This window comes from Dactylosporangium sp. CA-152071 (assembly GCF_050936335.1).
GTDB lineage: Bacteria > Actinomycetota > Actinomycetes > Mycobacteriales > Micromonosporaceae > Dactylosporangium > Dactylosporangium maewongense.
The window spans coordinates 2044055-2067194 of the sequence record NZ_JBNJMZ010000001.1; the positions used below are offsets into that span (position 1 = coordinate 2044055).

General features: G+C 73.6%; 21 protein-coding genes. 8 read left to right on the forward strand and 13 right to left on the reverse strand.

Features of this window, described 5'->3' with window-relative positions:
• Position 1: 1 nt before the first annotated feature.
• Entirely contained in the window at positions 2-844 is an 843-nt protein-coding gene (locus ACQEVZ_RS08795) for a CheR family methyltransferase (RefSeq protein WP_433363772.1), read from the reverse strand.
• Positions 841-1452: a chemotaxis protein CheW gene (locus ACQEVZ_RS08800; protein ID WP_433363775.1), complete on the reverse strand. Its 612-nt coding sequence runs from the start codon at positions 1450-1452 to the stop codon at positions 841-843. Before ACQEVZ_RS08800 ends, ACQEVZ_RS08795 begins: the two co-directional genes overlap by 4 nt.
• Before the next feature lie 213 nt (positions 1453-1665).
• Here ACQEVZ_RS08800 and ACQEVZ_RS08805 point away from each other — a divergent pair, with 213 nt between their 5' ends.
• On the forward strand, positions 1666-2187 hold the full coding sequence (locus ACQEVZ_RS08805) for an RNA polymerase sigma factor (RefSeq protein ID WP_360560030.1): 522 nt from the start codon (positions 1666-1668) through the stop codon (positions 2185-2187).
• Positions 2180-3103, forward strand: a complete 924-nt coding sequence (locus ACQEVZ_RS08810; RefSeq protein WP_433363779.1) for a hypothetical protein — start codon at positions 2180-2182, stop codon at positions 3101-3103. Before ACQEVZ_RS08805 ends, ACQEVZ_RS08810 begins: the two co-directional genes overlap by 8 nt.
• A 12-nt stretch (positions 3104-3115) precedes the next feature.
• On the opposite strand, the gene ACQEVZ_RS08815 is transcribed toward ACQEVZ_RS08810, so the two are convergent.
• Positions 3116-4126 (reverse strand): LacI family DNA-binding transcriptional regulator, encoded by a 1011-nt coding sequence (locus ACQEVZ_RS08815; protein ID WP_433363782.1) that lies wholly within the window; start codon positions 4124-4126, stop codon positions 3116-3118.
• A 97-nt stretch (positions 4127-4223) separates the two neighbouring features.
• On the opposite strand from ACQEVZ_RS08815, the gene ACQEVZ_RS08820 reads away from it, so the two are divergent.
• Positions 4224-6647, forward strand: a complete 2424-nt coding sequence (locus ACQEVZ_RS08820) for a GH32 C-terminal domain-containing protein (protein ID WP_433363785.1) — start codon at positions 4224-4226, stop codon at positions 6645-6647.
• Here ACQEVZ_RS08820 and ACQEVZ_RS08825 read toward each other — a convergent pair.
• The gene (locus tag ACQEVZ_RS08825; protein ID WP_433363788.1) at positions 6644-7255 is read right to left on the reverse strand and encodes an adenylate kinase; all 612 of its coding nucleotides are present in this window, start codon (positions 7253-7255) and stop codon (positions 6644-6646) included. The two genes, ACQEVZ_RS08820 and ACQEVZ_RS08825, sit on opposite strands and share 4 nt — an antisense overlap.
• Positions 7256-7367: 112 nt before the next feature.
• Here ACQEVZ_RS08825 and ACQEVZ_RS08830 point away from each other — a divergent pair, with 112 nt between their 5' ends.
• Positions 7368-10181 (forward strand): AAA family ATPase, encoded by a 2814-nt coding sequence (locus ACQEVZ_RS08830; protein WP_433363791.1) that lies wholly within the window; start codon positions 7368-7370, stop codon positions 10179-10181.
• Between the two features lie 25 nt (positions 10182-10206).
• Here ACQEVZ_RS08830 and ACQEVZ_RS08835 read toward each other — a convergent pair whose 3' ends face one another.
• Entirely contained in the window at positions 10207-11511 is a 1305-nt protein-coding gene (locus ACQEVZ_RS08835; RefSeq protein ID WP_433363793.1) for an FAD-binding oxidoreductase, read from the reverse strand.
• A 56-nt stretch (positions 11512-11567) separates the two neighbouring features.
• Between ACQEVZ_RS08835 and ACQEVZ_RS08840 the strand changes: the two genes are divergently transcribed.
• Entirely contained in the window at positions 11568-12494 is a 927-nt protein-coding gene (locus ACQEVZ_RS08840; RefSeq protein WP_433363796.1) for a LysR family transcriptional regulator, read from the forward strand.
• 36 nt (positions 12495-12530) lie between these two features.
• On the opposite strand, the gene ACQEVZ_RS08845 is transcribed toward ACQEVZ_RS08840, so the two are convergent.
• Positions 12531-13139, reverse strand: a complete 609-nt coding sequence (locus ACQEVZ_RS08845) for a class I SAM-dependent methyltransferase (RefSeq protein WP_433363799.1) — start codon at positions 13137-13139, stop codon at positions 12531-12533.
• Positions 13140-13209: 70 nt separating this feature from the next.
• Between ACQEVZ_RS08845 and ACQEVZ_RS08850 the strand changes: the two genes are divergently transcribed.
• From ACQEVZ_RS08850 to ACQEVZ_RS08860, 3 genes are read left to right on the forward strand one after another with little or no spacing between them, the layout of a single operon-like run.
• Positions 13210-14451, forward strand: a complete 1242-nt coding sequence (locus tag ACQEVZ_RS08850) for an MFS transporter (RefSeq protein ID WP_433363802.1) — start codon at positions 13210-13212, stop codon at positions 14449-14451.
• 18 nt (positions 14452-14469) lie between these two features.
• Complete coding sequence (locus tag ACQEVZ_RS08855; protein ID WP_433363805.1) at positions 14470-14943, forward strand: ArsR/SmtB family transcription factor; 474 nt, start codon at positions 14470-14472, stop codon at positions 14941-14943.
• A gap of 29 nt (positions 14944-14972) precedes the next feature.
• The gene (locus ACQEVZ_RS08860; RefSeq protein WP_433363808.1) at positions 14973-16415 is read left to right on the forward strand and encodes a serine hydrolase domain-containing protein; all 1443 of its coding nucleotides are present in this window, start codon (positions 14973-14975) and stop codon (positions 16413-16415) included.
• A gap of 57 nt (positions 16416-16472) precedes the next feature.
• Here the strand turns inward: ACQEVZ_RS08860 and ACQEVZ_RS08865 are convergent, their stop codons facing one another.
• The 7 genes from ACQEVZ_RS08865 to ACQEVZ_RS08895 are packed head-to-tail and all read right to left on the reverse strand — an operon-like array spanning position 16473 to position 23139.
• Positions 16473-17888 (reverse strand): RICIN domain-containing protein, encoded by a 1416-nt coding sequence (locus tag ACQEVZ_RS08865; RefSeq protein WP_433363811.1) that lies wholly within the window; start codon positions 17886-17888, stop codon positions 16473-16475.
• The gene (locus ACQEVZ_RS08870) at positions 17885-18130 is read right to left on the reverse strand and encodes a hypothetical protein (protein WP_433363814.1); all 246 of its coding nucleotides are present in this window, start codon (positions 18128-18130) and stop codon (positions 17885-17887) included. The genes ACQEVZ_RS08865 and ACQEVZ_RS08870 overlap by 4 nt, the downstream gene beginning before the upstream one ends.
• 2 nt (positions 18131-18132) lie before the next feature.
• Positions 18133-19524 carry a ricin-type beta-trefoil lectin domain protein gene (locus ACQEVZ_RS08875; RefSeq protein WP_433363817.1) on the reverse strand — a complete coding sequence of 464 codons (1392 nt, stop codon included), beginning with the start codon at positions 19522-19524 and terminating at the stop codon, positions 18133-18135.
• 60 nt (positions 19525-19584) lie between these two features.
• On the reverse strand, positions 19585-20199 hold the full coding sequence (locus ACQEVZ_RS08880; RefSeq protein WP_433363820.1) for a hypothetical protein: 615 nt from the start codon (positions 20197-20199) through the stop codon (positions 19585-19587).
• Entirely contained in the window at positions 20199-21005 is an 807-nt protein-coding gene (locus ACQEVZ_RS08885; protein ID WP_433363823.1) for a carbohydrate ABC transporter permease, read from the reverse strand. The genes ACQEVZ_RS08880 and ACQEVZ_RS08885 overlap by 1 nt, the downstream gene beginning before the upstream one ends.
• Positions 21002-21886: a carbohydrate ABC transporter permease gene (locus ACQEVZ_RS08890; RefSeq protein WP_433363826.1), complete on the reverse strand. Its 885-nt coding sequence runs from the start codon at positions 21884-21886 to the stop codon at positions 21002-21004. The genes ACQEVZ_RS08885 and ACQEVZ_RS08890 overlap by 4 nt, the downstream gene beginning before the upstream one ends.
• A gap of 2 nt (positions 21887-21888) precedes the next feature.
• A complete protein-coding gene (locus tag ACQEVZ_RS08895; protein ID WP_433363829.1) occupies positions 21889-23139 on the reverse strand; it encodes an extracellular solute-binding protein in 1251 nt (416 codons plus the stop codon).
• Position 23140 lies beyond the last annotated feature (1 nt).

Genomic DNA, 23140 nt, shown 5'->3' on the forward strand with positions numbered 1-23140 from the left:
GCTACCCACGGTCGTCTCCGAGGCGGTAGATCGACGGCTGGACCGCCCGCAGCCGCGACGGGATGCCGTTGAGCGTCTCGGACAGGCTGACGATGAGGTAGCCGCCCGGGTGCAGCATCTCCTGCAGCCGCCCGACCACCCGCGCCTTCGTCTCGGGCTCGAAGTAGATCATCACGTTGCGCAGCATGATCACGTCGAACCGGCCGAGGCGGGTCAGATCCTCCAGGAGGTTCGCGCCGAGGAACGTCGTGCGCGCCCGCAGCTCCCGGTCGACGGCCATCAGGCCCTCGTACTCGGCCCGCCCCTTGCGGCAGTACCGCCGCAGCATCACCTTCGGGATCCGCTCCGCGGCCGAGATCGGGTAGATGCCGGCCGCCGCGCCGGCCACCACCCGTGACGAGATGTCGGTGCCGACGATCTCCCACGGCCGGTCCGGCAGCGCCTCGGCGAGCACCATCGCCGCGCTGTACGCCTCCTCGCCGCTGGAGCTGGCGGCGCTCCACAGCCGGAACGGCCGGTGCACGCGCTGGGCGCGGTACGCGGGCGCGACGACCTCGCCGAGGAACTCGAAGTGCCGCGGCTCGCGGAAGAAGAACGTCTCGTTCGTGGTCAGCAGGTCGATCGCCTGCCGGGTCTCCGTGGCGTGCTGCGGTGACCGGATCAGCCGGAGGTACTCCGTGTAGCTGGACAGGCCGAGCTTGCGCAGGCGCTTGTCCAGCCGCCCCATCACCAGCGTCTCCTTGCCCGGCGCGAGCCGGATCCCGGTGCACTGGTGGAGGAACTCGCTGACGGCCTGGAACTCCGCGGCGCTGATCTCCGCGGGGCCGGCGAGTGACCGCGTCATGACGACCGGATCGCCCGGTCGGCGCCGCCGTTCCCTTCCGCTCCGGCCGGCAGCGCCGTCACGAGGTCCGCCATGTCGCTCAGCGACAGCACGTGGTCGATGTCGAGCACGATGATGAAGTCGTTGTCGCGCTTCGCCATGCCGCTGATGAAGTCGGCCCGGATGCCGGCGCCGAACGCCGGTGCCGGCTCGATGTCCTCCGCCGTGAAGGACTCGACCTTGCTGACCGCGTCGACGAGGACGCCGATGTCCTGACCGTCGCGGCCGTCACCGGTGACGGTGCCCGCGCCGGCGTCACCGGACCCGGGCATCCCGCGGATGTGCACGATGATGATGCTGGTGCGCCTGGCGATGCTCGTGGCGCCCTTGGCGAAGCGGATCGCGAGGTCGATGACCGGGACCGCCCGGCCGCGCAGGTTGATGACGCCGCGGACGAAGTCGGGCGTCATCGGCACGACCGTGAGATTCCGGTATTCCAGGATCTCGGTGATGTGGAAGATGTCCAGCGCGTAGGACTCGCCGTTCAACGTGAAGGTCAGGTATCGCTTCGCGTCGCCGGCGGTGCTGTCGCCGGGACCGCCGCCACGGGGCGCCGCCTCAACGCTCACTGGTCTCCCCTCCCGGGCGGACGGGCGCTCGGGACACGCCCACCAGGAGACCTATCGGCCCCGCCGCCGGCGCCTGAAGGGGAACAGGGCACAAGATCAGACAAATCCTCCCCGGGGCGCGGCGGCCGGGCAGCGCCGTCAAGGAACCGTGAAATGCTCGGCCCCGTGCGGACATGTACAGGCGACACGAACGCCGCATGACGGGAGCCACCCTTGGCACGAGCCCCTAGCGCCGCCCGCTTCGAAGCCCTGTACCGGTCCTGCTACCAGGACCTGCTCGGCTACGCGCTGCGGCGCGTCGACCGGCCGGAGTCGGCCGCCGACGTGGTCGCCGACACGTTCCTGACCGCCTGGCGCCGCATCGACGAGATCCCCGACGAGCAGGCCAGACCCTGGCTGTTCGGGGTCGCCCGCAACGTCATGGCCAACCACCAGCGCGCCGACCGGCGCCGCGCCGACCTCGGGGCGCGGCTGCGGCAGGAGCTCGCCGGCGCCACCACGATCGAGCCTTCGGTGCCGCCGGAGATCGCCCACGCGTTCCGCGCGCTGCCCGAGGGCGACCGGGAGGTGCTGCGGCTGGTGGCCTGGGAGGGGCTGAGCGCCGACGAGCTCGCCGTCGCGTTCGGCTGCACGGTCAACGCCGCCCGGATCCGCCTGCACCGAGCGCGCCGCCGCTTCGCGGAGGCGCTGCGCACACCCACCTTCACCAGCCGTGAGAGGAGCCACCGTGACTGACGTCGACGAGGAGCAGGATCACCTGATCCGGCTGCTCTCCCCCACCGTGCACGTCCCGGAGCCCGCCCGGGCGGCCGGCGAGGACCTGCTGCACGCCATCCTGGACACCGGCGCGCCGGCGACGAACTGGCGGCGCCGCCTGTTCGTCGGGGTGCCGGTCGCGGCCGGGCTCACCGTCGCGGCGCTCGTCGCCGGGTCGCTGCTCACCGCGCCGAAGCCGGCCAACGCGGCGCTCACCTTCACCGAGGGCGACGGGTTCCTGACCGTCACGATCAAGGACCCCGCCGCCGACCCCCAGCGGTACCGTGACGAGCTCGCGAGGCGCGGGCTCAACATCAAGATCGAGCTGGTGCCGGCGAACCCCGAGAACGTCGGCAAGGTGGTCTTCGAGGAGTCGGGCGCCCCGGGGCTGGAGGCGATCGAGGATCCCGGCCGGTGCACCGCCAACGGGTCGTGCCAGGTCGGGTTCAAGGTGCCGCTGAACTTCTCGTCCTACGCGGTCGTGGCGTTCGGCCGGACCCCGCTGCCGGGCGAGTTCATCGAGGGCGGCTCCGCGGAGGAGAACGCCGTCGGCGGGTCCCTGATCGGCAAGCGGGTCTCCGAGGCGCGCCAGATCCTCGCCGCGAAGGGCATGACGGCCGAATACCGCGTCGGCCCGAAGTCCATGGCCGCCCCGGCCGATCAGGTGCCCGGCGACTGGATCGTGTTCGACACCGCGCCGATCCCCGGGAACATCATCGTGCTGTGGTCGTCGGCGGACGGCAAGCCGCCGGCCCGGACCGGCGACGACACCCCGCGCCCGCCCGCGTCGACCAGGCCCGGCGTGCCCGCGTCGACCAGGCCGGGCGCACCCGCGTCGGCCAGCGCCGGCCCGGGCGCCTCCTCGATGCCCGTGACCAGCTCCAAGGCCGGCTGACCAACAGGCGGGTCATCGCCCGGGCGGCGGGATCTCCCCCGACCCCCGGGCGATGTACCGCGTCGGCAGCGTCACCGCCGCCGCGGGTCCGGTGTCGCCGTCGAGCCGGGACAGCAGGAGCAACGCCGCCCGCCGCCCCAGCTCCGCCGGGTCCTGCGCGATCACCGACACCGGCGGGTCGAGCATGTCGGCGAGGGGGAAGTCGTCGAAGCCGACGTGCGCGACGGTGCGGTGCAGCCCCAGCTCCACCAGCGCCCGCCGGGCGCCGACGGTCAACCAGTTCTGTGCGGTCACCAGCGCGGTCGGCGCGAGCGCGGCGGCGAACATCTCCGTCACCGCCTGCCGGGCCGCCTCCGCGGTGTGCACGTCCCGGCGCACCCACGCCGGCCGGGTCGCCCCCGCCGCCTGGACGAACCCCGCGTGCCGCTCGCGGGCCGTCCACAGCGACGAGCGGTCGGCGACGAACCCGATGTCGCGGTGCCCCAGGTCGTGCAGCGCCCGCACGGCCCCCGCGACGCCGCCGCGGTTGTCGGCGGTGACGGTGTCCAGGCCGGGCACCGGCGAGGCGCGGTCGATGCAGACGATCGGCGTCCCGTCGCGGTGCGCCGCCGCCAGCTCCCCGTCGGGCGCGCCGGTCGGCACCACGATGAGCCCGTCGACGCGCCTGGTGCGCAACACCCCGAGCAGCTCCCGCTCCCGGTCGGGCTCCTCGTCGCTGCTGCCGGCGAGGACCAGCAGCCCGCGCTGCACGCCGACGTCCTCGACGGCCCGGTGCAGCGCGGAGGAGAACGGGTTGGCCACGTCCTGCAGCACGAGCCCGATCGTGTTGGTGCGCCGGTCGGCGCGGCGCAGGCTGGTGGCGGCGGTGTCCTTGCGGTAGCCGAGCTGCCGCGCGGCGTCCAGGACCCGGCCGGTGAGGTGCGGGTCGACCGGCACGCCGTTGATGACCCGGGAGACCGTCGCCAGCCCGACGCCCGCGAGCGCCGCGACGTCCTTCATCGTGGCCCGCCCACGGTCACTCATGTATGGACATCTTTCTCTATGAAGCGCACACTGTCGAACACTCGTCAGGAAACGTTTCCTCAACCCTACCGGTCACCCCGCCGAAGGGACCACCGCCATGCGTACCGTTCGGTTCCTGCTCGTCGCCGCCCTCGTCGCCGGCGCCCTGTCCGCCGCCGCCCCGGCCGCCGCGAGCCCGTCCAGCGACTACCCGGAGTTCCCGTACCCGGCCACCGCCGCCTACGACGAGCCGTTCCGCGGCCAGTTCCACTTCAGCTCGCGCAGCGGCTGGATGAACGACGTCAACGCCCCGCTGTACCACAACGGCCAGTACCACCTCTTCTACCAGCACAACCCGCACGGCCTCGGCTGGGACACCATGCACTGGGGGCACGCGACCAGCCCCGATCTCGTGCACTGGACGCAGAAGCCGGTCGCCCTCGAGCCGGGCGCGCACCCCGGCGACCTGTTCTCCGGCGCCGGCGTCGTCGACACCACCAACGCCTCGGGGCTGAAGACCGGCGCCGACGCCCCGATCGTCGTGTTCACCGGCACCAACGGCGTCTCGATCGCCTACAGCACCGACGGCGCCCGCACCTTCCAGAACTACGACCGCGGCCGGAAGGTCGTGACCCCGACCGGCACCAGCCGCGATCCGAAGGTGCTGTGGGACGCCGCCCGCGGCCGGTGGGTCATGGTCGTCTGGTCCGACGGCGGCGGCAACGGCGTCAACGTCTACACGTCGGCGAACCTCCTCGACTGGACCTATCGCAGCCGGTACGCCGCGGGCTGGCTCTTCGAGTGCCCCGACTTCTTCCCGCTGCCCGTCGACGGGAACGCGGCGAACGTCCGCTGGGTGATGACCGACGCCTCCGGCGAGTACGTCACCGGCACGTTCGACGGCGCCGCGTTCGCCCCCGACTGGACCGCGCCGCAGCGCATGGACCAGGGCCGCAACAGCTTCGACGGCACGTTCTACGCGGGCCTCACCTTCAGCAACATGCCCGACGGCCGGACCGTGCAGATGGCCTGGCAGCCCGGCAACCGCGGCGGCACCTGGACCGGCAACGCGTCGTTCCCCGTCCAGCTGGGGCTCATCAGCACGCCCGCCGGGCCGCGCGTCACCCGGTTCCCCGTCGCCGAGATCGCCTCCCTGCGCCAGGGCACCACGACCTGGTCGAACCGCACGGTCACCACCGACCCGGCCACGGACCCGTTCGCCGGCATCACCGCCGACACCTACGAGATCCTCGCCGAGTTCGACGTCGGCACCGCCACCGCCACCCAGTTCGGGTTCCAGCTGCACCGCCGCGCGGACGGCGGCCACGACCGGGCCGTGGTCTACGACCGAGCCGCGCAGACGCTGTACGGAGCGCCGCTGGCACCCCTGAACGGGCGGGTCAAGGTGCGGCTGCTCGTGGACCGCGGCCAGCTGGAGGTGTTCGGCAACGACGGCCGGCTCTCCTTCACCGACAACGTGAACTTCAACTCCGCGGCGGGCAGCCAGGGCATCCGGCTGTTCGCCACCGGCGGCTCCGTGCGGCTGGTCTCCGCCGAGCTCCACCGGCTGGGCTCCGCGTGGGGGCAGGGTCAGTCCACATTGGAGTCGAACCTCGCCGGTCCGTGGCGCGCCGCGGGCGGATCCTGGGGCGACGCCGCGACCGGCAAGCGCGGCACCGCGAGCGGTGACGCGTTCTACCTGAGCAACACGACCGCCGCCGACCTCACCTACGAGGGCGACGTCACAATCGCCTCCGGCACCGCCGCCGCCCTCACCTTCCGGGCCAACGCCGACGCCACCCAGCACTACACCGCCAACGTCGACGCGTCCGGGGTGGTGAAGCTGTGGCGGCCCGGCCGGGTCATCGCCACCGCGCCCGCGGCGGTCGTCCCGGGCCGGACCTACCACCTGAAGGTCGTCGCCGCCGGCGCGAGCATCAAGGTGTACCTCGACCACGGCACGACCCCGGTCATCGACGCCACCGACACCGCCTACAGCAGCGGCTACCTGGGCGCCAACGTCTTCAACGGCACCGCCACCGTGCAGAACCTGACGCTGAACGGGCCCGGGTTCGCGACGAACCTCGCCGGCCCGTGGCAGCCCGTCGGCGGCACCTGGACGACGACCACCGCCCGGGCCGGCGCCCGCGGCACCAGCGCCGGCGACACGTTCTACCTGAGCCGGACCGTCGCCGCCGACTTCACCTACGAGGGCGACGTCACGATCGTCAACGGCACCGCCGCGGCCCTCACCTTCCGGGCCAACGCCGACGCCACCCAGCACTACACCGCGAACATCGACGCGTCCGGGGTGGTGAAGCTGTGGCGACCCGGCCGCGACATCGCCACCTACCCGACGGCGATCGTCCCGGGCCGCACCTACCACCTGAAGGTCGTCGCCTCGGGCGCGAGCATCAAGGTCTACCTGGGCGGCGGCACCACGCCGGTCATCGACGCCACCGACACCGCCTACAGCAGCGGCTACCTGGGCGCCAACGTCTACGACGGCACGGGGGTGGTGCAGCGCCTCACCCGCGGTTAGGCCGCGGCCACCAGCGCGGGAACCGGACCGGGACACGGCCTTCTGTACCGCAGCGCCGACACCACCGTCGACGTGACCCGGTCCGGTTCCGGCATGCCGTCGACCGACAGCAGGATGCCGCGGCTGTGGTACCAGTGCAGGATCGGCTCCGTCACCCGGTGGTACAGGGCGAGGCGGCGGCGGATGACGGGCTCGGTGTCGTCGGTGCGGTGCTCGATCGCGGAGCGGGCCAGCAGGCGGCGGACCACCTCGTCGTCGTCGATGCGCAGGTGCAGCGCGACGTGCGCGGTCGCGTCGAGCGACACGGCGATCCGGTACGCGGCCCACGCCTGCGCGGGCGTGCGCGGGTAGCCGTCGAGCACGTAACCGCCGCCGTCGGCCGTCGCGTCGGCGAGGGACCTGCGGACCAGGTCCTGCATGACGCCGTCCGGCACCAGATCACCGCGGTCCAGATGCTCCTGCACGGCGCGGCCCAGGCTCGTGCCGAGCGCGACGTGGCGGCGCAGCAGGTCGCCGGTCGCGAGGTGCGGCACGCCGAAGTGGGCTGCGATCCGGGCTCCCTGCGTGCCCTTGCCGGCTCCTGGTGGCGCGATCATCAGTACCCGCATGGTCTCTCCAATCGCTGGTGCGTGGCTACCCATGAATCCTGCGGCGGCCCCGGCGCCGCGGCATGGGTCAGATGACTGCTTCCCTGGCTACCGTTGGGGGCGGGGGATGACCGTGACGCTTCCAGCGGAGCAGGGTGAACTACGCGGCCGGGCACCCGAGCTGCGGGCGATCGACGCGGTGCTCGCCGGCGCCGACCCGCCCGGCCCGAGCCTGCTGCTGCGCGGCGACCCGGGCACCGGCAAGACCACGCTGCTCGACGCCGCCGCCGCACGGGCCGGCGCGGCCGGGATGCGGGTGCTGCGGGCGGCGGGCGCGCCGTTCGAGTCCGGGATCCGCTTCTCGACGCTGCACCAGCTGCTGTACGCCACCCGGGACTTCGCCGGGCAGCTCCCCGACGATCAGCGCGACGCCCTCGCCCATGTGCTCGGCCGCGCCGGCGCCCGGGAGGCCGAGCCGCTGGTGCTGTCCACGGCCGTGCTCGCCCTCGTCGCCGAGGTCGCGGCGGGCCGCCCGGTGCTGCTGGTCGTCGACGACGTCCAGTGGATCGACGCGGCGAGTGCGACCGTCCTCGGGTTCCTCGCGCGGCGCGTCGCCGGCACCCACGCGCGGTTCCTCGCCGCCGTCCGGTCGGGCGCGGGTGGCGTCTTCGACGAGACGCGGCTGCCGGAGCGGACCGTCGGCCCGCTGGCCGCGCGGGCCGCGGCGGCGCTGCTGGACGCCCACCACCCCGGCCTGCCCGGCGTCGTGCGGCGGCGGCTGCTCGACGACGCCGCCGGCAACCCGCTCGCGCTGCTGGAGCTGCCGGCGGCGCTCACGCCCCGGGAGCGGTCGGGTCAGGCCGCGCTGCCCGCGTTCCTGCCGCCCGGCGACCGCCTCGAGGCGGCGTTCGCCGCCGGGCTCGCCGAGTTGCCGGAGCCGACCCGGGCCGTGCTCCTGCTGGCCGCGCTCGACCCCGACGCCGACGTCGCCATGGTGCGGGCCGCCGCCCGCCCGCACGCCGACCTCCGCGACCTGTCCCCGGCGAAGCGGGCCGGGCTGATCCGCGTGGTCGAGGGCGGCCGCCTGGAGTTCCGCCACCCGCTGATCCGCGCCGCGGTCGCCCAGCTCGCCACCGCCGACGAGCGGCGGCACGCGCACCTCGCCCTCGCCCGGACACTCGGACCGGCCGTCGCGGCGACGCCGGCGGGGTGCCGCGGGACCGCACCGGAGCGCCGCGCCCGCCACCTGGCCGACGCCGCGACCGGACCCGACGAGGTCGTCGCCCGCGCGCTGGACGAGGTCGCACAGGCCGCCTGGACCGGTGGCCGCGGCGGCCGGCCCCGCGGCGGCGCCGCCGGTGCGGTCAGCGCGCTCGTGCGCGCCAGCGAGCTCAGCGACCGGCCCGGGCAGCGGTCCCGGCGGCTCGTCGAGGCGGCGTTTCTCGCCAACGTCACCGGCCAGCTCGACCGGGTGCCGCAGCTGCTCAACGACGCCGGGCAGACCCCCCACACCGCCACCGGTCTCGTGTTCGCCGCCACCGCGCACCTGCTGACCAACGGCAGCGGCGACGTCGACGCGGCCCACCGCCTCCTCGCCAGGGCGCTCGACGACCTCGACGGCACGCCGGGCGACGGCTGGGACGCGTACGGCGTGCTCTACGCGCTGCTGTTCGTGTGTGTCTACAGTGGACGTCCCGGGCCGTGGGAGCTGCTGCGGGCGGCGCTGACCAGGTTCGACCCGCGGGCCGTCACCGCGCTGCAGCTGTGCTACGACGCGTACGCCGACCCGGTCGGCACCGCCGACCCGCTGCGGCACCGGCTCTCCACCGCGTTCGAGGACCTGTCCAGCGACCCGGCGCCGTGGCAGTTCATCCCGCTCACGTACGCCGCCGTCGAGCTCGACGCGCTCGCCGCCTACCGGCACCTGTGCCACCGCGTCATCGACCGGGAACGCGACGGCGGCATCGTCACCGTGGTCATCGCCGGGCTGCTGATGCTCAGCGTCGACTCGATCACGCACGGGCAGTGGGACGAGGCCGAGCGGCTGGCGGAGGAGGCCCTCGAGATCGCCCGCGCCGACGGCTACCACCTGCTCGAAGGGCAGCTGCGGTGCCGGCTGGCGCTGATCGGGGCGTACCGCGGCGACGCCGCCCGCACGCGGATGCTGACCGACGAGGTGACCCGCTGGGCGGCGCCGCGCGGCGTCGGGCTGACGCAGGCCCTCGCGTGGCAGGCCCGCGCCGTCGCCGCGCTCGGCCGGCGCGACTACGAGGACGCCTACGTGCAGGCCGCCCGGATCGACGGGCCCGGGCACCCGAGCCTCGGCGTGCCCGGCCGGTGGATGGTCCTCGACACCGTCGACGCGGCCGTCCACATCGGACACCTCGACGAGGCGCGGGCGCACGTCGACGCCGCGCGGCAGGCCGGGCTCGCCGACGTGTCGTCCCGCACCGCGCTGCTCACCGCCGGCGCCGCCGCGATCGCCGCCCCCGACGACGACGCCGAGCGGCTCTACGCGGCCGCGCTCGCGCTCCCGTGCGCCGACCAGTGGCCGTTCGAACAGGCGCGGATCCGGCTCGCGTACGGCGAATGGCTGCGGCGTACCCGCGACACCACCAGCGCCCGGCTGCAGCTGCGGGACGCTCTGGAGAGCCTGGACCGGCTCGGCGCCCAGCCGTGGGCGGACCGGGCCCGCAACGAGCTGCGCGCCGCGGGCGTGGCCACCGTCGGGTCCGGACCGGCGGCGCTGACCCCGCAGGAGCGGCAGATCGCCACGCTCGCCGCGACCGGGCTGACCAACAAGCAGATCGGCGAGCGGCTGTTCCTGTCGCACCGCACGGTCGGCGCCCACCTGCACCGGGCCTTCCCGAAGCTCGGCATCACCTCGCGCGCCGCGCTCGCCGGCGCCCTCGATTCGCGGGCCGGCACCTCCGCTCCGGCGCTCTGAATCGCGCCGCTCCAGGCCGCCGCGCTCACGCGACCGGGTAGTTGCTCCGCAGCACCCCGGCCGGGTCGCGGCGCCGCTTCACCTCGCGCAGCCGGGCGAGGACGCCGGGCACGAACGCGTCCCCGACCGACTCGCCGCCGCTGAGCGCGGTCAGCGGCTTGCGACCGGCGACGGCCGGGCCGAGCGCGGCGACGATCTCGCGCTGCCGCTCCCGGATCGCGGCCGCCCGCTCCGGCGTGGCCGGGATCCCCAGCGTGTACAGCGAGTACGGCTCCGTGAGCGGGCCGAACGGGCTGTCCGACGGGCCGGCGAACGCGCCGCCGAGCTGCCGCACCTGGATGGCGAGCAGCGGGTCGACGGGCCGGTCCAGCAGCGCGCCGGCCACGCCGTCGAGGTCGTGCAGCAGCGCGCTGAACGACAGCCCCGGCGACGGGTCCACCGGCTCGGCCGTGATCGAGCCGAGGTCGGCGACCGGCAGCACGGCGCGGCTGTCACTCATCGGCGGGCCGGCGTCCGCGAACGGTTTCGTCAGGGCCGCGCCGGTCGCCGCGTCGCCGAGGTACGTGACGTCGACGGCGACGAGCGGCGGCCCGCCCGGGAACCGCATCAGCTCGAACCACAGGGTCAGCTCGCGGGGCGCCTCCCAGGCGACGTCCCGGAACGCGGCGAGGACCCGCGGCGCCCGGTCCGCCGGCCAGAGCATCCGGCCGCCGTACAGGACCGGGGCGGGGTGCAGGCGGAACTCGACGGCCGTGACGACCGCGACGTCTCCGCCACCGCCGCGCAGCGCCCAGAAGAGCTCGGCGTCGCTGTCCGCGGTGACCTTCGCCGGTACACCGGCGGCATCGACGACGTCGAAGGCGGTGACACTGTCGGCGGCCCATCCGAACGCACGGCCGAACCAGCTCATCCCGCCGCCGAGCGTGTACCCGGTGACACCGACGACCGGCGAGCTGCCGGCCAGGCCGGTGAGCCCGCGCGGGCCGGCGGCCGCCTGGACCGCGCCCCAGGTCGCGCCCGCGCCGACCCGTGCGGTGCGCGCCGCGGCGTCGACGTGGACCTGGTCGAGCCGGCCGGTCCGCAGCAGGATCGCGTCGCCGGTGTTGCCGGTGGCGCCGTGCCCGGTCGGCTGCGGCGCCACGGCCAGCCCCTCCGCCGCCGCGAACCGCACGACGGCGGCCACGTCCGCGGCGTGAGCGGCCTCGACGACGGCGGCGGCCGGCTGGTCGACCGCGAGGTTCCAGGGGCGGCGGGCGGCGTCGAACCCGTCGTCGCAGGGCAGCAGGACGCGGCCCTCGACGGCTGTACGCAGTGCGGTGAGCTTCGGCATGCGCTCCAGTCTCGGCCGGACCCGCACGATGATCAACGCACTTCTGTGGCACGATCATGAAGCGGGACTTCACGATCGGGGGCGGCATGCTGGAGCGGCACGAGCTGGACGCCTTCATCGTCCTCGCCGAGGAACTGCACTTCGGGCGGACCGCCGGACGGCTCGGCGTGTCGACGACCCGGGTCAGCCAGACGATCCGGAAGCTGGAGCGGCGGGTCGGGGTGCCGCTGTTTCACCGCACCAGCCGGCGGGTGGAGCTGACCGAGGCCGGGCGGCGGCTGCACGACGACGTCCAGCCCGCGTGGGCGCAGATCGAGGCGGCGGTGCGGCGGGCCGTCGCCGCCGGGCGGGGCATGGCCGGCGAGCTCGTCGTGGGCTTCGTCGGCGCGGCCGCCGGCCAGCTGGTCATCCAGGTCGCCGACCTGTTCCGGCGCCGGCACCCCGGCTGCGAGGTGCGGATCCGGGAGGCGCAGATCGCGGAGGTCGTCCCGTGGCTGCACGACGGCTCCGTGGACGTGGCGCTCACCGGGCTCCCCGTGGACGACCCGCTCCTGGACACCGGCCGCGCCCTGGTGCGGGAGGCGCGCATGCTCGCGGTGTCGTCGCAGCACCCGCTCGCCCGCCGCGACACCGTGTCCGTGGAGGACCTCGCCGGCGTGCCGGTGCTCCAGCTGCCGGAGACCCTGCCGGCGTCGACCCTGCGCGACCGCAACCCCGGCAGCACCCCGGCGGGCCGCCCCATCCCGCCGGGCCCGCCGGCCGCCACGTTCCAGGAGGCGCTGATGCTGGCCGGCTCCGGGCGGGGCGTCCTGCCGGTCGGCGCGCACGTGCGGCGCTACTACGTGCGCCCCGACGTCGCCTACGTGCCCTTCCGCGACGCGCCGCCGGTCGAGTGGGGCCTGGCCTGGCACCGCGACCGCGCCACCGCCAAGGTCCTGGCCTTCGCCCGCGCCGCCGACGACCTGACCACCCACGACCCGTGACCCGCGACGCGACACCGCGGCGGACCGGCCGGCGCGCTACCCCGCCGGGCGCAGGACGGCGACGAGGAAGTCGGAGTCCGGGGTGAAGGGGCGGAGGTCCCAGGTGGCCAGCAGCAGGTCCGGGGCCAGGCCGGCGGCGTCGGCGTCGGCGAGGAAGTCGTCGAACCCGTAGCCGCGGCCGGCGCCGAAGCCGATGACGACCCGGCCGGCGCCCCGCAGGTGGGCCCGCATCCGGCGCAGGATCGCGCGGCGGGTGTCCCTCGCGACGAACGTCATCACGTTGCCGGCGCAGACGATGGCGTCGAAGCCGTCGGGGACCTCGCGGGCCGGCAGGTCGAGCTCCGACAGGTCGCCGACGAGCCAGGTCGCGGACGGGTAGGAGTCCCGGGCGGCCGCGACCAGCACCGGGTCGAGGTCGACGCCGATCACGTCGTGGCCCATCCGGGCGAGGTGGCCACCCACCCGGCCCTGGCCGCAGCCCGCGTCGAGGATCCGGGCGCAGCGGGGCAGCATCGCGTCGACGAGGCGGGCCTCGCCGACGAGGTCGGCGCCCGCCTCGGCCATCGACCGGAACCGCTCGATGTAGCGTTGCGAGTGCTCCGGGTCGGCCTCGATGAGCTCGCGCCAGGCGTTGCGGTCCGACATCCGCTGTTCCCCTTCACTTTCGAAAAACCGAACCGGCGACCCGGCGTCGATGGTTCGGCATGATGAGCCGGTGTCAGCGTCTCATCCGCGCGCCCTGGCGCCGATCGTGTTCGCCTACGCCACCTTCGTCCTCGCCGGCCTGAGCGCCGGGGTCGGCGGTGTGCTGCTGCCCGCGCAGCTGCTGGACTATCACCTCGACAAGGCGACGATAGGCGTCACGTTCTTCGCGTTCTCGGCCGGGTTCCTGCTCGCCGGGGCGACCGCCGGGACGCTCATCCATCGGCTCGGGACCAGGGCGGCGCTGACCACGGGCGGCGCCGCGTTCATCGCCGCGGGGCTCGGCACGGCGACCCGCCCGGCGTTCGCGGTGCTCGTCGGGGTGCAGGTCGTCGCCGGGTACGGCACCGGCGTCCTCGAGTCGGTGCTCAACGCGTACCTCGCCGCCCTGCCCGGCTCCACCACGCTGCTCAACTGGCTGCACGCGTTCTTCGGCGTCGGGGCGCTGATCGGCCCGCCCCTCGCGACCTGGATGCTGGGCTTCACCGCGTGGACCTCGGTGTGGCTGGTCCTCGCCCTGGCGTGCGTGCCGATCGTCGCCGGCTTCCAGCTCACGCTGCGCGCCACCGCCGGCAGCGCTCCTACCGGTGCCCCGGCCGGTGCCCCGACCGGCGTTCCAGACCCGCCGCCCGCCCGGGGTCTGGTCCGCACGGCCGGCCGGCGGCCGGCGGTGCTGCTCGGCGCGGTGTTCCTCGCGGTGTACGTGGGGCTGGAGATCAGCGTCGGCAACTGGGGCTTCAGCTACCTCGTCGCCGAACGCGGCCACGGCGACCTCCTCGCCGGCTACACGGTCAGCGGCTACTGGCTCGGCCTGACCGCCGGCCGCTTCGTGCTCAGCCCGGCCGCGGCCCGCCTCGGCTGGACCGCGAACCGGCTGATGACCGCGTGCCTGATCGGCGTCACCCTGGCGGCGGCGCTGCTGTGGCTCGTGCCCGCGACGGCCGTGGCGGCCTTCGCGCTCCTCGGCTTCTGGCTGGGACCCGTCTTCCCCACCACGATGGCGATCGCGCCCGCCCTCGCCCCGGGCGACCTCGCCCCCACCGCGATCGGCCTGCTCAACGGCGTGTCGGTGCTCGGCGGCGCGCTCTTCCCGTTCCTGGCCGGCGCCATCGCGGACCGGTCCGGGCTGTGGACCCTCGCCCCGTTCGCGCTCGCGCTGGCCGTCGCGGAGCTGCTCATCTGGTGGCCCACCGTCCGGCACATGACCACCGCGGCCCCCGTACAGCCGGCGCAGGGTTTGAACGCTACTACGTAATTACGTAATATCGTACTCATGGCGTCGCTGGAGGAGCGGGTGGCCGCGCTCGAGGCCCGGGTGTTCGGCGAGCCGTCCCAGGTGGACGGGTCGGCGTTCTGGGCGCTGGAGCGGCTGCGGGAGCTGGCGCCGGACGAGGGTGCGGTGCTCTTCACCGGCACCGTCGACCTGCCAACCGGCGAGCACTACGACTGGCAGCTCGGCACGCCGGTCGGGCAGCTGCTGGACGAGGACTGGCAGGAGTTCGCGGCGGCGCTGGCGGCGCTCGCGCACCCGATGCGGCTGCGGCTGCTGCGGGAGATCCTCGGCGGCGTGCGGGCGAGCACCGACCTCGCCGCCACCGAGGGCCTCGGCACCAGCGGCCAGCTCTACCACCACCTGCGCCAGCTGACCGCCGCGGGCTGGCTGCGGACCGCCGGCCGCGGGCACTACAGCGTGCCGCCGGAGCGGGTCGTGCCGCTGCTGACCATCCTGGCGGCCGCCCGCCGCTGAGGAGTCCTTTGCCGGAAGGGAGCCAGACCATGCCGCACCGTGTCGTCGTGACCGTCGTGACCGCCCTGCTCGCCGGGGTGCTCGCCGCGCTCCTGGCCGCGCCCCGGCCACCGCACCTGGGCCGGGGCACCACCGGGGACGCCGCCCTCGCCGCCGACCTCAGAGCGGCCGCCGGTGACCCCGACGGCTACCGCGGGCTCGCCGTCGCGCTGATCGGGCCGGGCGGGGTCCGGACGGCGGGCATCGGCGACCGCGGCGACGGGACGCCGGTCACCGCGGACACCCCGTTCGAGATCGGCTCCATCGTCAAGACGTTCACCGGCATGCTGCTCGCGGACTCCGGTGTCGAGCCGGACGAGCGGCTGCGGGCGCTCGTGCCGTCGATCGGCGGCCCCACCGGCGACGTGACCGTCGCGGAGCTCGCGAGCCACCGGGCCGGGCTGCGCAGCGTGCCGATCGGGTCGGCGGGACAGGCCGCCCGCCTGTGGTCCGCCAGGGTCAGCGGCGCCGACCCGTACCGGCGACAACACCGCGAATGGCTGCTGCACACCGCCGGTGGGCAGCGCCCCGGCGACACGGGCACCGTGCACTACTCCAACTTCGGGGTCGCCGTCCTCGGCCAGGCGCTCGCCGAGCGGGCCGGCGTGCCGTATCAGGACCTGCTGCGCCGCCGGCTGCTCGACCCGCTCGGGATGGCGGCGACGACGGTCAACCCCGACGGCACCGCGCTGCCGGCCGGGCACGCGACCGGCGGGACGGCGGCCGGGCGGGAGATGGATCCGTGGCGGGGCGAGGGCTGGGCGCCGGCCGGCATCGGCGTCTGGTCGACCGCCGTCGATCTCGCCCGGCTGGTGACCGCCGTGCAGGCCGGCACCGCGCCCGGCATCGACGCGCTGACCCCGCGGTTCGACACGGGCGATGGCGGCGAGCGGATCGGCTACGGATGGTTCACCACCCGCTACGGCGGCACCGCACTGACGTGGCACAACGGGGGCACCGGCGGGTTCCGCTCGTTCCTGGCCGTGGACCGCGCCACCGGCCGCGGCGTCGTCGTGCTCGGCAACACCGACCGCGACGTCGACCCCATCGGGCGGCGCCTGCTCGGCGTCACCCCGGCCGGCGCCACCGGCCCGGAGCGGACGCCGCTCGCGGTGCTGCTCGCCGTGGGCCTGAGCTTCCTCGGCGCGGCCGGCCTGCTCATCACGGCCAGAAGCCGCACCGACCGCGTCAGGCTCGCCACGTCGATGGCGTGGGCGGTGGTGATGCCGCTGCTCGCGCACCGGGCCGGCGACTGGCTGGCGGTCCCCGGCCTCGTCTGGGCGCTCGGCGTGGCCGCGTCCGCCGCCGTGCTCTGCGTGGCCGTCCCCCGCTGGCGCGACCTGCCGCTCGTCGCGGGCCGCCCGTGGTGGCGCTGGACCGCCGCCGCCTTCTCCGGGGCGGCGGCGGTCGCCGCGGTGCTGCTGGTGATGTGACCTGACCGTGCCGCCGCGTTCCCAGCCGCGGCGGCACGGCTTTGGCCGGTGGAGCCCTTACGCCGCCACGCGTCGGGTCCACTGCTGGTTGGTGCCCGATCCGCAGGTCCACTGGATGCCGCCGGCGCCGTCGGACGTCGAGGCGCCGTTGATGTCCAGGCACTTGCCGCTGTGCCGCGCGACGAACCGGACGTAGCCGCCGCCGGCGTCCTGGACCTGCCACTGCTGGTTGGTGCCGCCGCCGCAGGTGTACTGCACGACGGTCGCACCGTCGGACGTCGAGGCGCTGGTGACGTCCAGGCACTTGCCGCTGTGCCGCGCGACGAGCCGCACGTAGCCGGTTCCCAGGTCCTGCACGGTGAAGCGCTGGTTCAGACCGTTTCCGCAGGTGTACTGGAGGGTCCGGGCGCTGTCCGCGGCGGAGCCGGAGGCCACGTCGAGGCACTTGCCGCTGTGCCGGGCGACCAGCTGCTCGGCGGGCCCGGCGGTGCCCTGCACCACCCCGGTCGCGGTGTCGATGCTGACCGCCGGGGACCAGCTCAGCGACAGGCTGGTGCTCGTCGGGAACTGCAGCGGCAGCCACACGTACTGCGAGTCGTTGACCCGCCCGCTCCACGCCCCGGCCCAGCGGTCGCCGAGGTACAGGTAGGACGTGGTCGTGCTGCCCTGCACCGGCAGGACGTACGCGGTCTGCGAGCCGAACGCCGTGTTGTCGCCGGCGTTCTGCAGCGCGGTCCACGTCCCCGCGACCGAGGTGGCGGTCGCGTACTTCTGCTGGTTCGGCGCCCAGCCGGTCGCGCCGGAGGTGAGCAGGAAGTAGACGCCGTTGCGCTTGAACATCGCGGGCGCCTCGCGCCACGAACCCTGCCATAGCCGGTGCAGCAGGGTGCCGACCCCGAGGTAGTCGGCGGTCAGCCGGTACACGTGCAGGTCGGCGTTCTCGTTCGCCGCCGAGATCATGTACGCGGTGCCGTCGTCGTCGCGGAACAGGGTGATGTCCCGCGACATGTGCCCGAGCGGGCGGAAGCTGCCCCGGTACGTGTAGGCGCCGTCCACGGTGGACGACGTGGCGACGGCGGCGCGGGCCTCCGAGTAGTCGGTGGCGCTCTCCTTGTGCATCCACATCACGAACTGCCCGGTCGAGCTGTTGTAGATCACCTTGGGGCGTTCGATGTTGGCCGACGCCAGTTCCGCGTGCGACGACTGGGTCAGCACGTTGTTGCGGAACTCCCAGGTCCGCAGGTCGGAGGACCGATAGACGGAGACGCTGCGGAAGGTGTTGTCGGTGTTGCGGTTCTCGCCGAACCAGTAGTAATACTGGCCGACCTTGAGCACGCCGCCGCCGTGCGCGTGCACGACGTTGCCGGCGGTGTCGCGGAACTGGCCGCCGCTGGCGACGGTCACGGTGGCGGCCCGGGCGGGCGTCGCCACGCACAGGAGCGCGAGCACGGCAAGCACGAGAAGTCGTCTCATCGGGGGATCGCCGTCCCGTGCCGGCAGCCGGAGCAGCCGACGGCGCTGAGGCCGGTCCACGTGTTGAGGTACCTGGTGCCGCCGTTGGTGGACTGGTAGAGCCACAGCTCCTCGTCGGCGGCGGCGTCGCCCTTGAAGGTCGCGTAGACGAGCGTGGTGGCCGCGGCCGCGGGAGCCGGCGCCACCAGCACCCCGGCCAGCAGCGCGATGCCGGCGGTAAACCAGCGGATGATGGATTGCATCGTCAGCCTCCCAGGGTCCAGCGCTGGTTGGCGCCGTTGTTGCAGCTGTAGATGGTCACCTGGGTGCCGTCCGCGCTGTTGGACGCCGGGACGTCGAGGCAGGTGCCGGACTTGCCGTTGCGCAGCTGGTTGCCGACGAGGATCCACTGCTGGTTCGCCGCGCCGCTGCACGCGTAGGTGATGATCCGGGTGCCGTCGGCGGTCGCCCCGCCGGTCGCGTCGGCGCAGCGGCCGCCGGACTTCAGCGCCCCGCCGTCGAGCGTCCAGCTCTGGCTCGCGCCGCCGGTGCAGGTGGCGATGACGACCTTCGGGCTGGCGGTGCCGCTGGCCGCGGTGTCGAGGCACTTGCCGGCGAGCCCCTTGACGGTGCCGGTCCGCGCGGCGCTGACACCCCAGCTGGCCAGCAGCAGGTGCCGGCCGGAGGAGTTGGTGTTGAGCAGCGTCGTGTTCGGGTAGGCGCCGACGAGCGTCTCCATCGAGTAGGGGTCGCCGTTGCGCAGGCCCGGCCAGTAGACGGTGCCCATCGCGTTCTCCCGAGCGAAGTCCGACGACGCCTGCAGGTAGGTGACGAACGGGTTGGTGCTGCCGGCCGCGTGGTAGTTGGTGCCGTCGGTCATCGGCGCGCCCCACTCGTCGAGGATGGTGCGGCTCGCGTAGGCGCCGACCTCGTTGGCGAGCTGCGCCTTGAACTGGGCGTAGGTGGTGTTGCTGGAGAAGAACTTGTAGAGGTGGACCGACAGCAGCGTGCCGGTGAAGCGGCCGTCGGCGCCGAGCTGCTTGACGTCCTGGTTGTAGCCGGTGCCCGACAGGATGACCCGCCCCCTGGGCACGGCCGCGTGGTTGGCGAGCCAGGTGGCGCAGATGGCGCTCCAGTCGGTGAAGCTGTAGCCGTGCGGCTCGTTCATCGGCTCGAAGTAGACGCGGGCGTTGCCGGCGTACTTGCCGACCGCGGTCTGCCACATCGACCAGAACGCGGTCGTGTTGTCGACCTTGCCGTCGCGGGACGAGTCGCCTTCCCAGTAGCTGAGGATGACGTTCATCCCGCGCTCGGTGGCGGCGTCGATCGCGCCGGTGTACGAGTTCCACCAGGCGGTCCCGACGCTGGCGGCGTTGACGGGCAGCCGGACGGTGTTGGCGCCCAGGTCGGTGCGGAAGCCGTCGAGGATCCGGCCGGCCTTGGCCTTCGTGGTGGCGTAGCTGTCGGCGGTGGACAGTCCACTGGGGACGACGGCGTCGTCGGTGAAGTTGTCCCGCGGGTCGGCCCAGTTGACGCCGTGGAAGCCCGAGGTCGCCGCGTGGCCGGTGGCGGCCGGCAGCACGGCGGCGACGGTGCTGGCGGCGAGGACGGCGGCGGTGAGGACCAGCCGGCGCCATCGTGGGTGGGGTGCGGACATCGGCACTCCTTGTGGGGTGTGGGAGGGGTTGGCGGCCCCGCCCCTGACGGAATGGGTGCGTCAGGTCGTGAGGGCGACCCGACTGTTGTGCCAGGCGACGAGCAGGGCGCAGCCGGGCACGGTCGCGAGACCGGCCACGGGCGCCTGGTTGACGGCGGCCGCGGCGGCGGCCAGGACGGTGAGGCTGAGCAGGCTGAGCGGCCACCGGCGCACCGCGACCCACAGCGCCCCGCGGGCGCCGCCGGGGTGGTGCAGCGGCAGCATCGCCAGCCAGAGGACCCCGGCGGCGAGCAGCAGCACGGCGAGGACGGCGAGCATCGGCACGAGCAGCGCGCCCGGGTCGGCGTCGTGCAGCGCGACGACGTCGGCGGCGAGGATGCCGAGCCCGGCGATGACCACCGACCAGCGCAGCGCGGCCCTGGCGAAGTGGCGGCGGTAGGACCGCACGAACGGGTCGCCGTGCAGGTGCGCGAACGCGGCCGCCAGGGACGGGCCGAGGCCGAGCGACAGCACGGCGAAGAACACCGGGAAGCGCCAGGGCCGGTCCACCACGAACAGCGCGAGCAGCAGCGGCAGGTTGGTGACGGCCAGGCCCAGGTTCACCACCAGGACCCGGCCGACCCACGCCCAGATCAGCTCCCACGTGTCCGCGGGCGCGTTCAGCCGGGCGAGCATCACTTCATCCCGGTGGTGGCGACGCCCTGCACGAAGTACCGCTGACCGAGCAGGAACACGGCGAGGATCGGCAGGACGGAGATGACGGAGCCGGTCATGATCATGGCGTACTCCGAGTCGTAGACCCCGACGAACGAGCGAAGGCCGATCTGCACGGTCCACAGGTCGTTGCTCGTCAGGTAGATGAACGGGCCCATGTAGTCGTTCCAGGTGTTGACGAACGTGAGCAGCGCGAGGCTGGCGAGGGCCGGCTTGGACAGCGGCAGCGCGACCCGCGCCCAGATGCCGAACTCGGTGAGCCCGTCGAGCCGCGCCGCCTCGATCAGCTCGTCGGGGATGCTGAGGTAGAACTGCCGCATCAGGAAGACACCGAACGCGCCGAACGCCTGCAGCAGGATCAGCGCCGTGCGGGTGTTCACCAGCCCGGCCTTCTCCATGAGGATGTACTGCGGCACCATGTACGCCTGCCACGGCACCGCGATGGTGGCGACGTAGGCGAGGAAGAGCGCGTCCCGCCCGGGGAAGCGCACCTTCGCGAAGCCGTAGGCGGCGAAGCTGCCGGTGAGCACCTGCAGGAAGGTGATGCTGACCGCGAGGATCAGCGAGTTGCCCAGGTACGTGCCGAGCGGGATCTCCTGCCAGATCCGGCCGTAGTTGCCCCACTGGAGCTCCTCGGGGATCCACTGGACCGGCACGGTGAACACCTCGTTGTCGCGCTTCAGCGACGAGACGAGCATCCACAGGAACGGGATCAGCACGGCGGCGCCGAGGCCGGCCAGCAGGGCGTGGAGCGCGACCCGTCTCACCGCTCGCTCCTGCGCTGGAGCCGGAACTGCACGACGGTGACGGTCAGCACGACGACGAACAGCACCATCGCGATCGCCGAGGAGTAGCCGAAGCGGCCCTCGGTGATGCCTTCGCGGAAGATGAGCTGCGACAGCACCAGCGTGGAGCGGCCGGGCCCGCCCTCGGTCATGACCTGCACCAGGTCGAAGACCTTGAAGCTGGCGATGGTGAGCATGATGACCACGAAGAACGTGGTCGGGCGCAGCGCCGGCACCGTGATGTGGCGGAAGCGCTGCCACGGGCCGGCGCCGTCCATCTCGGCCGCCTCGTACAGGTACGCCGGGATCCCCTGCAGCCCGGCCAGGTAGATGATCATGTAGTAGCCCATGTCCCGCCAGACGCTGGTCAGGATCACCGCCGGCATCGCCCAGGTGGTCGACGTCGTCCAGCCCGGCGGGTCGTCGACGCCGACCGCCCGCAGCAGCTGGTTCACCGGCCCGAACTCGGGGCTGAACAGCATGTTCCAGACGACCGCCACGGCGACCAGCGACGTGATGTAGGGGAAGAAGAGCGCGGTGCGGAAGAACCGCACCCCGCGTAGCTTCCGGTTGAGCAGGACCGCGAACCCGAGCGACGCGGCCAGGGTGAGCGGGATGTGGCCGGCCGCGTAGTACGTGGTGTTGGTCAGCGCGGTCCAGAACGTGTCGCTGCCGGCCATGCGGCGGAAGTTGTCCAGCCCGGCCCACTCGGGGTCGGAGTAGAAGTCCCACCGCATGAACGACAGCGCGAGGGCGATCACCACCGGCACCAGCGTGAGCGCGGCGAACCCGAGGAAGTTGGGCAGGATGAACGCCCAGCCGACGAGCGTCCGGCTGCGGCGCCTCGCGGCGTGGGTCGTCATGCTCAGTGGACCTCGGACTTGACCCGCTTGCCCATCTCGGCGATGCCGGCGCTCACCGTCTTGCTGCCGGTCATGATGAGCTGGTGCTCCTCGGTGAGGATGGCGTCGACGTCGGAGGACTTGTCGCTGACCGGCATCTCCAGCACCACCTTGTCGGGCTGGAACGCCTTCTTGGCGAGGGCGTCGCCCGGCATGCCGGCGACCGCGAAGTACGCGTCGGTGATGGCGGCGCTGTGGTAGGCCGGGGTGACGCCGATCTTCGCGATCGTGGCCGCACCCTTCTCCCCCGACGCCCACAGCACGAAGCGCTTCGCCGCGTCCGCGTGCTTGGCCTTCTTGTTGACGGCGAACGCGGTCGGCGAGCCGAAGGTGGTCACCGTGCCGCCGCCCACCTGCGGCAGCGGCGCGATGCCCCAGTCCACATCGGACTTCTTGTCGGCCTTGGCCTGCAGCAGCGCCGCCGCGTACCAGGTGCCCATCGGCAGCATCGCGGCCTTGCCGGTGGAGAACATCGTGTTGTAGGAGACCTTCTGCGTGGAGGCGGTGCCCCACGGCAGGGTCGCCCCGGCCTTTTCGAGGTCCAGCGCCATCGTGTACTGGGCGCTCATGAAGCCGTAGTCGCCGCCGAGCAGGTCGCCGCCGGTCTGCGCGGCCGCGACGGCCTGCACCACGGAGCGCCACACGTGCTGGTAGGTGCCGTAGACCTTGTCGGCGCCGCTGCCGGTCGTGGACGCCTTCGCCAGCTGCGCGTAGTCCTGCCAGGTCAGCTTCGACAGGTCCGCGTCCTTCACCAGCTTCTTGTTGTAGTACAGGACCCAGAAGTCCGAGCGGTAGGGCAGCGCGAAGTACTTCCCGTCGAGGTTGAACGGCTCCAGGCCCAGGTAGGCGCTCTTGTCGAGCTTGTTCGCCTCGTCGGTCAGCGGGGCGAGCTGGCCGCGGGTGCCGTAGCGGGCGTAGTCGGTGACGTTCTTCATCGTGATGACGTCGGTGGTGTCGCCGCCGGCCAGCATGGTCGTGACCTTCTTGGCGTAGTCGTCGGCGAGGATGTCGACCGGCTGCACGTCGATGTCCGGGTGCTCGGCCTCGAAGCCTTCGACGAGCGCCTTGAACTCCGGGGTGCTGGCGTAGTTCCACAGCGACACGGTCAGCACGGTCTTGCCGCCGGCCGCGCCGGGGTCGTCGCCGTTGCCGCATCCGGTGAGCGTCAACGCGAGGGCGACTGCGGCGGCTATACCGAACCGGGAGCGGTGCATG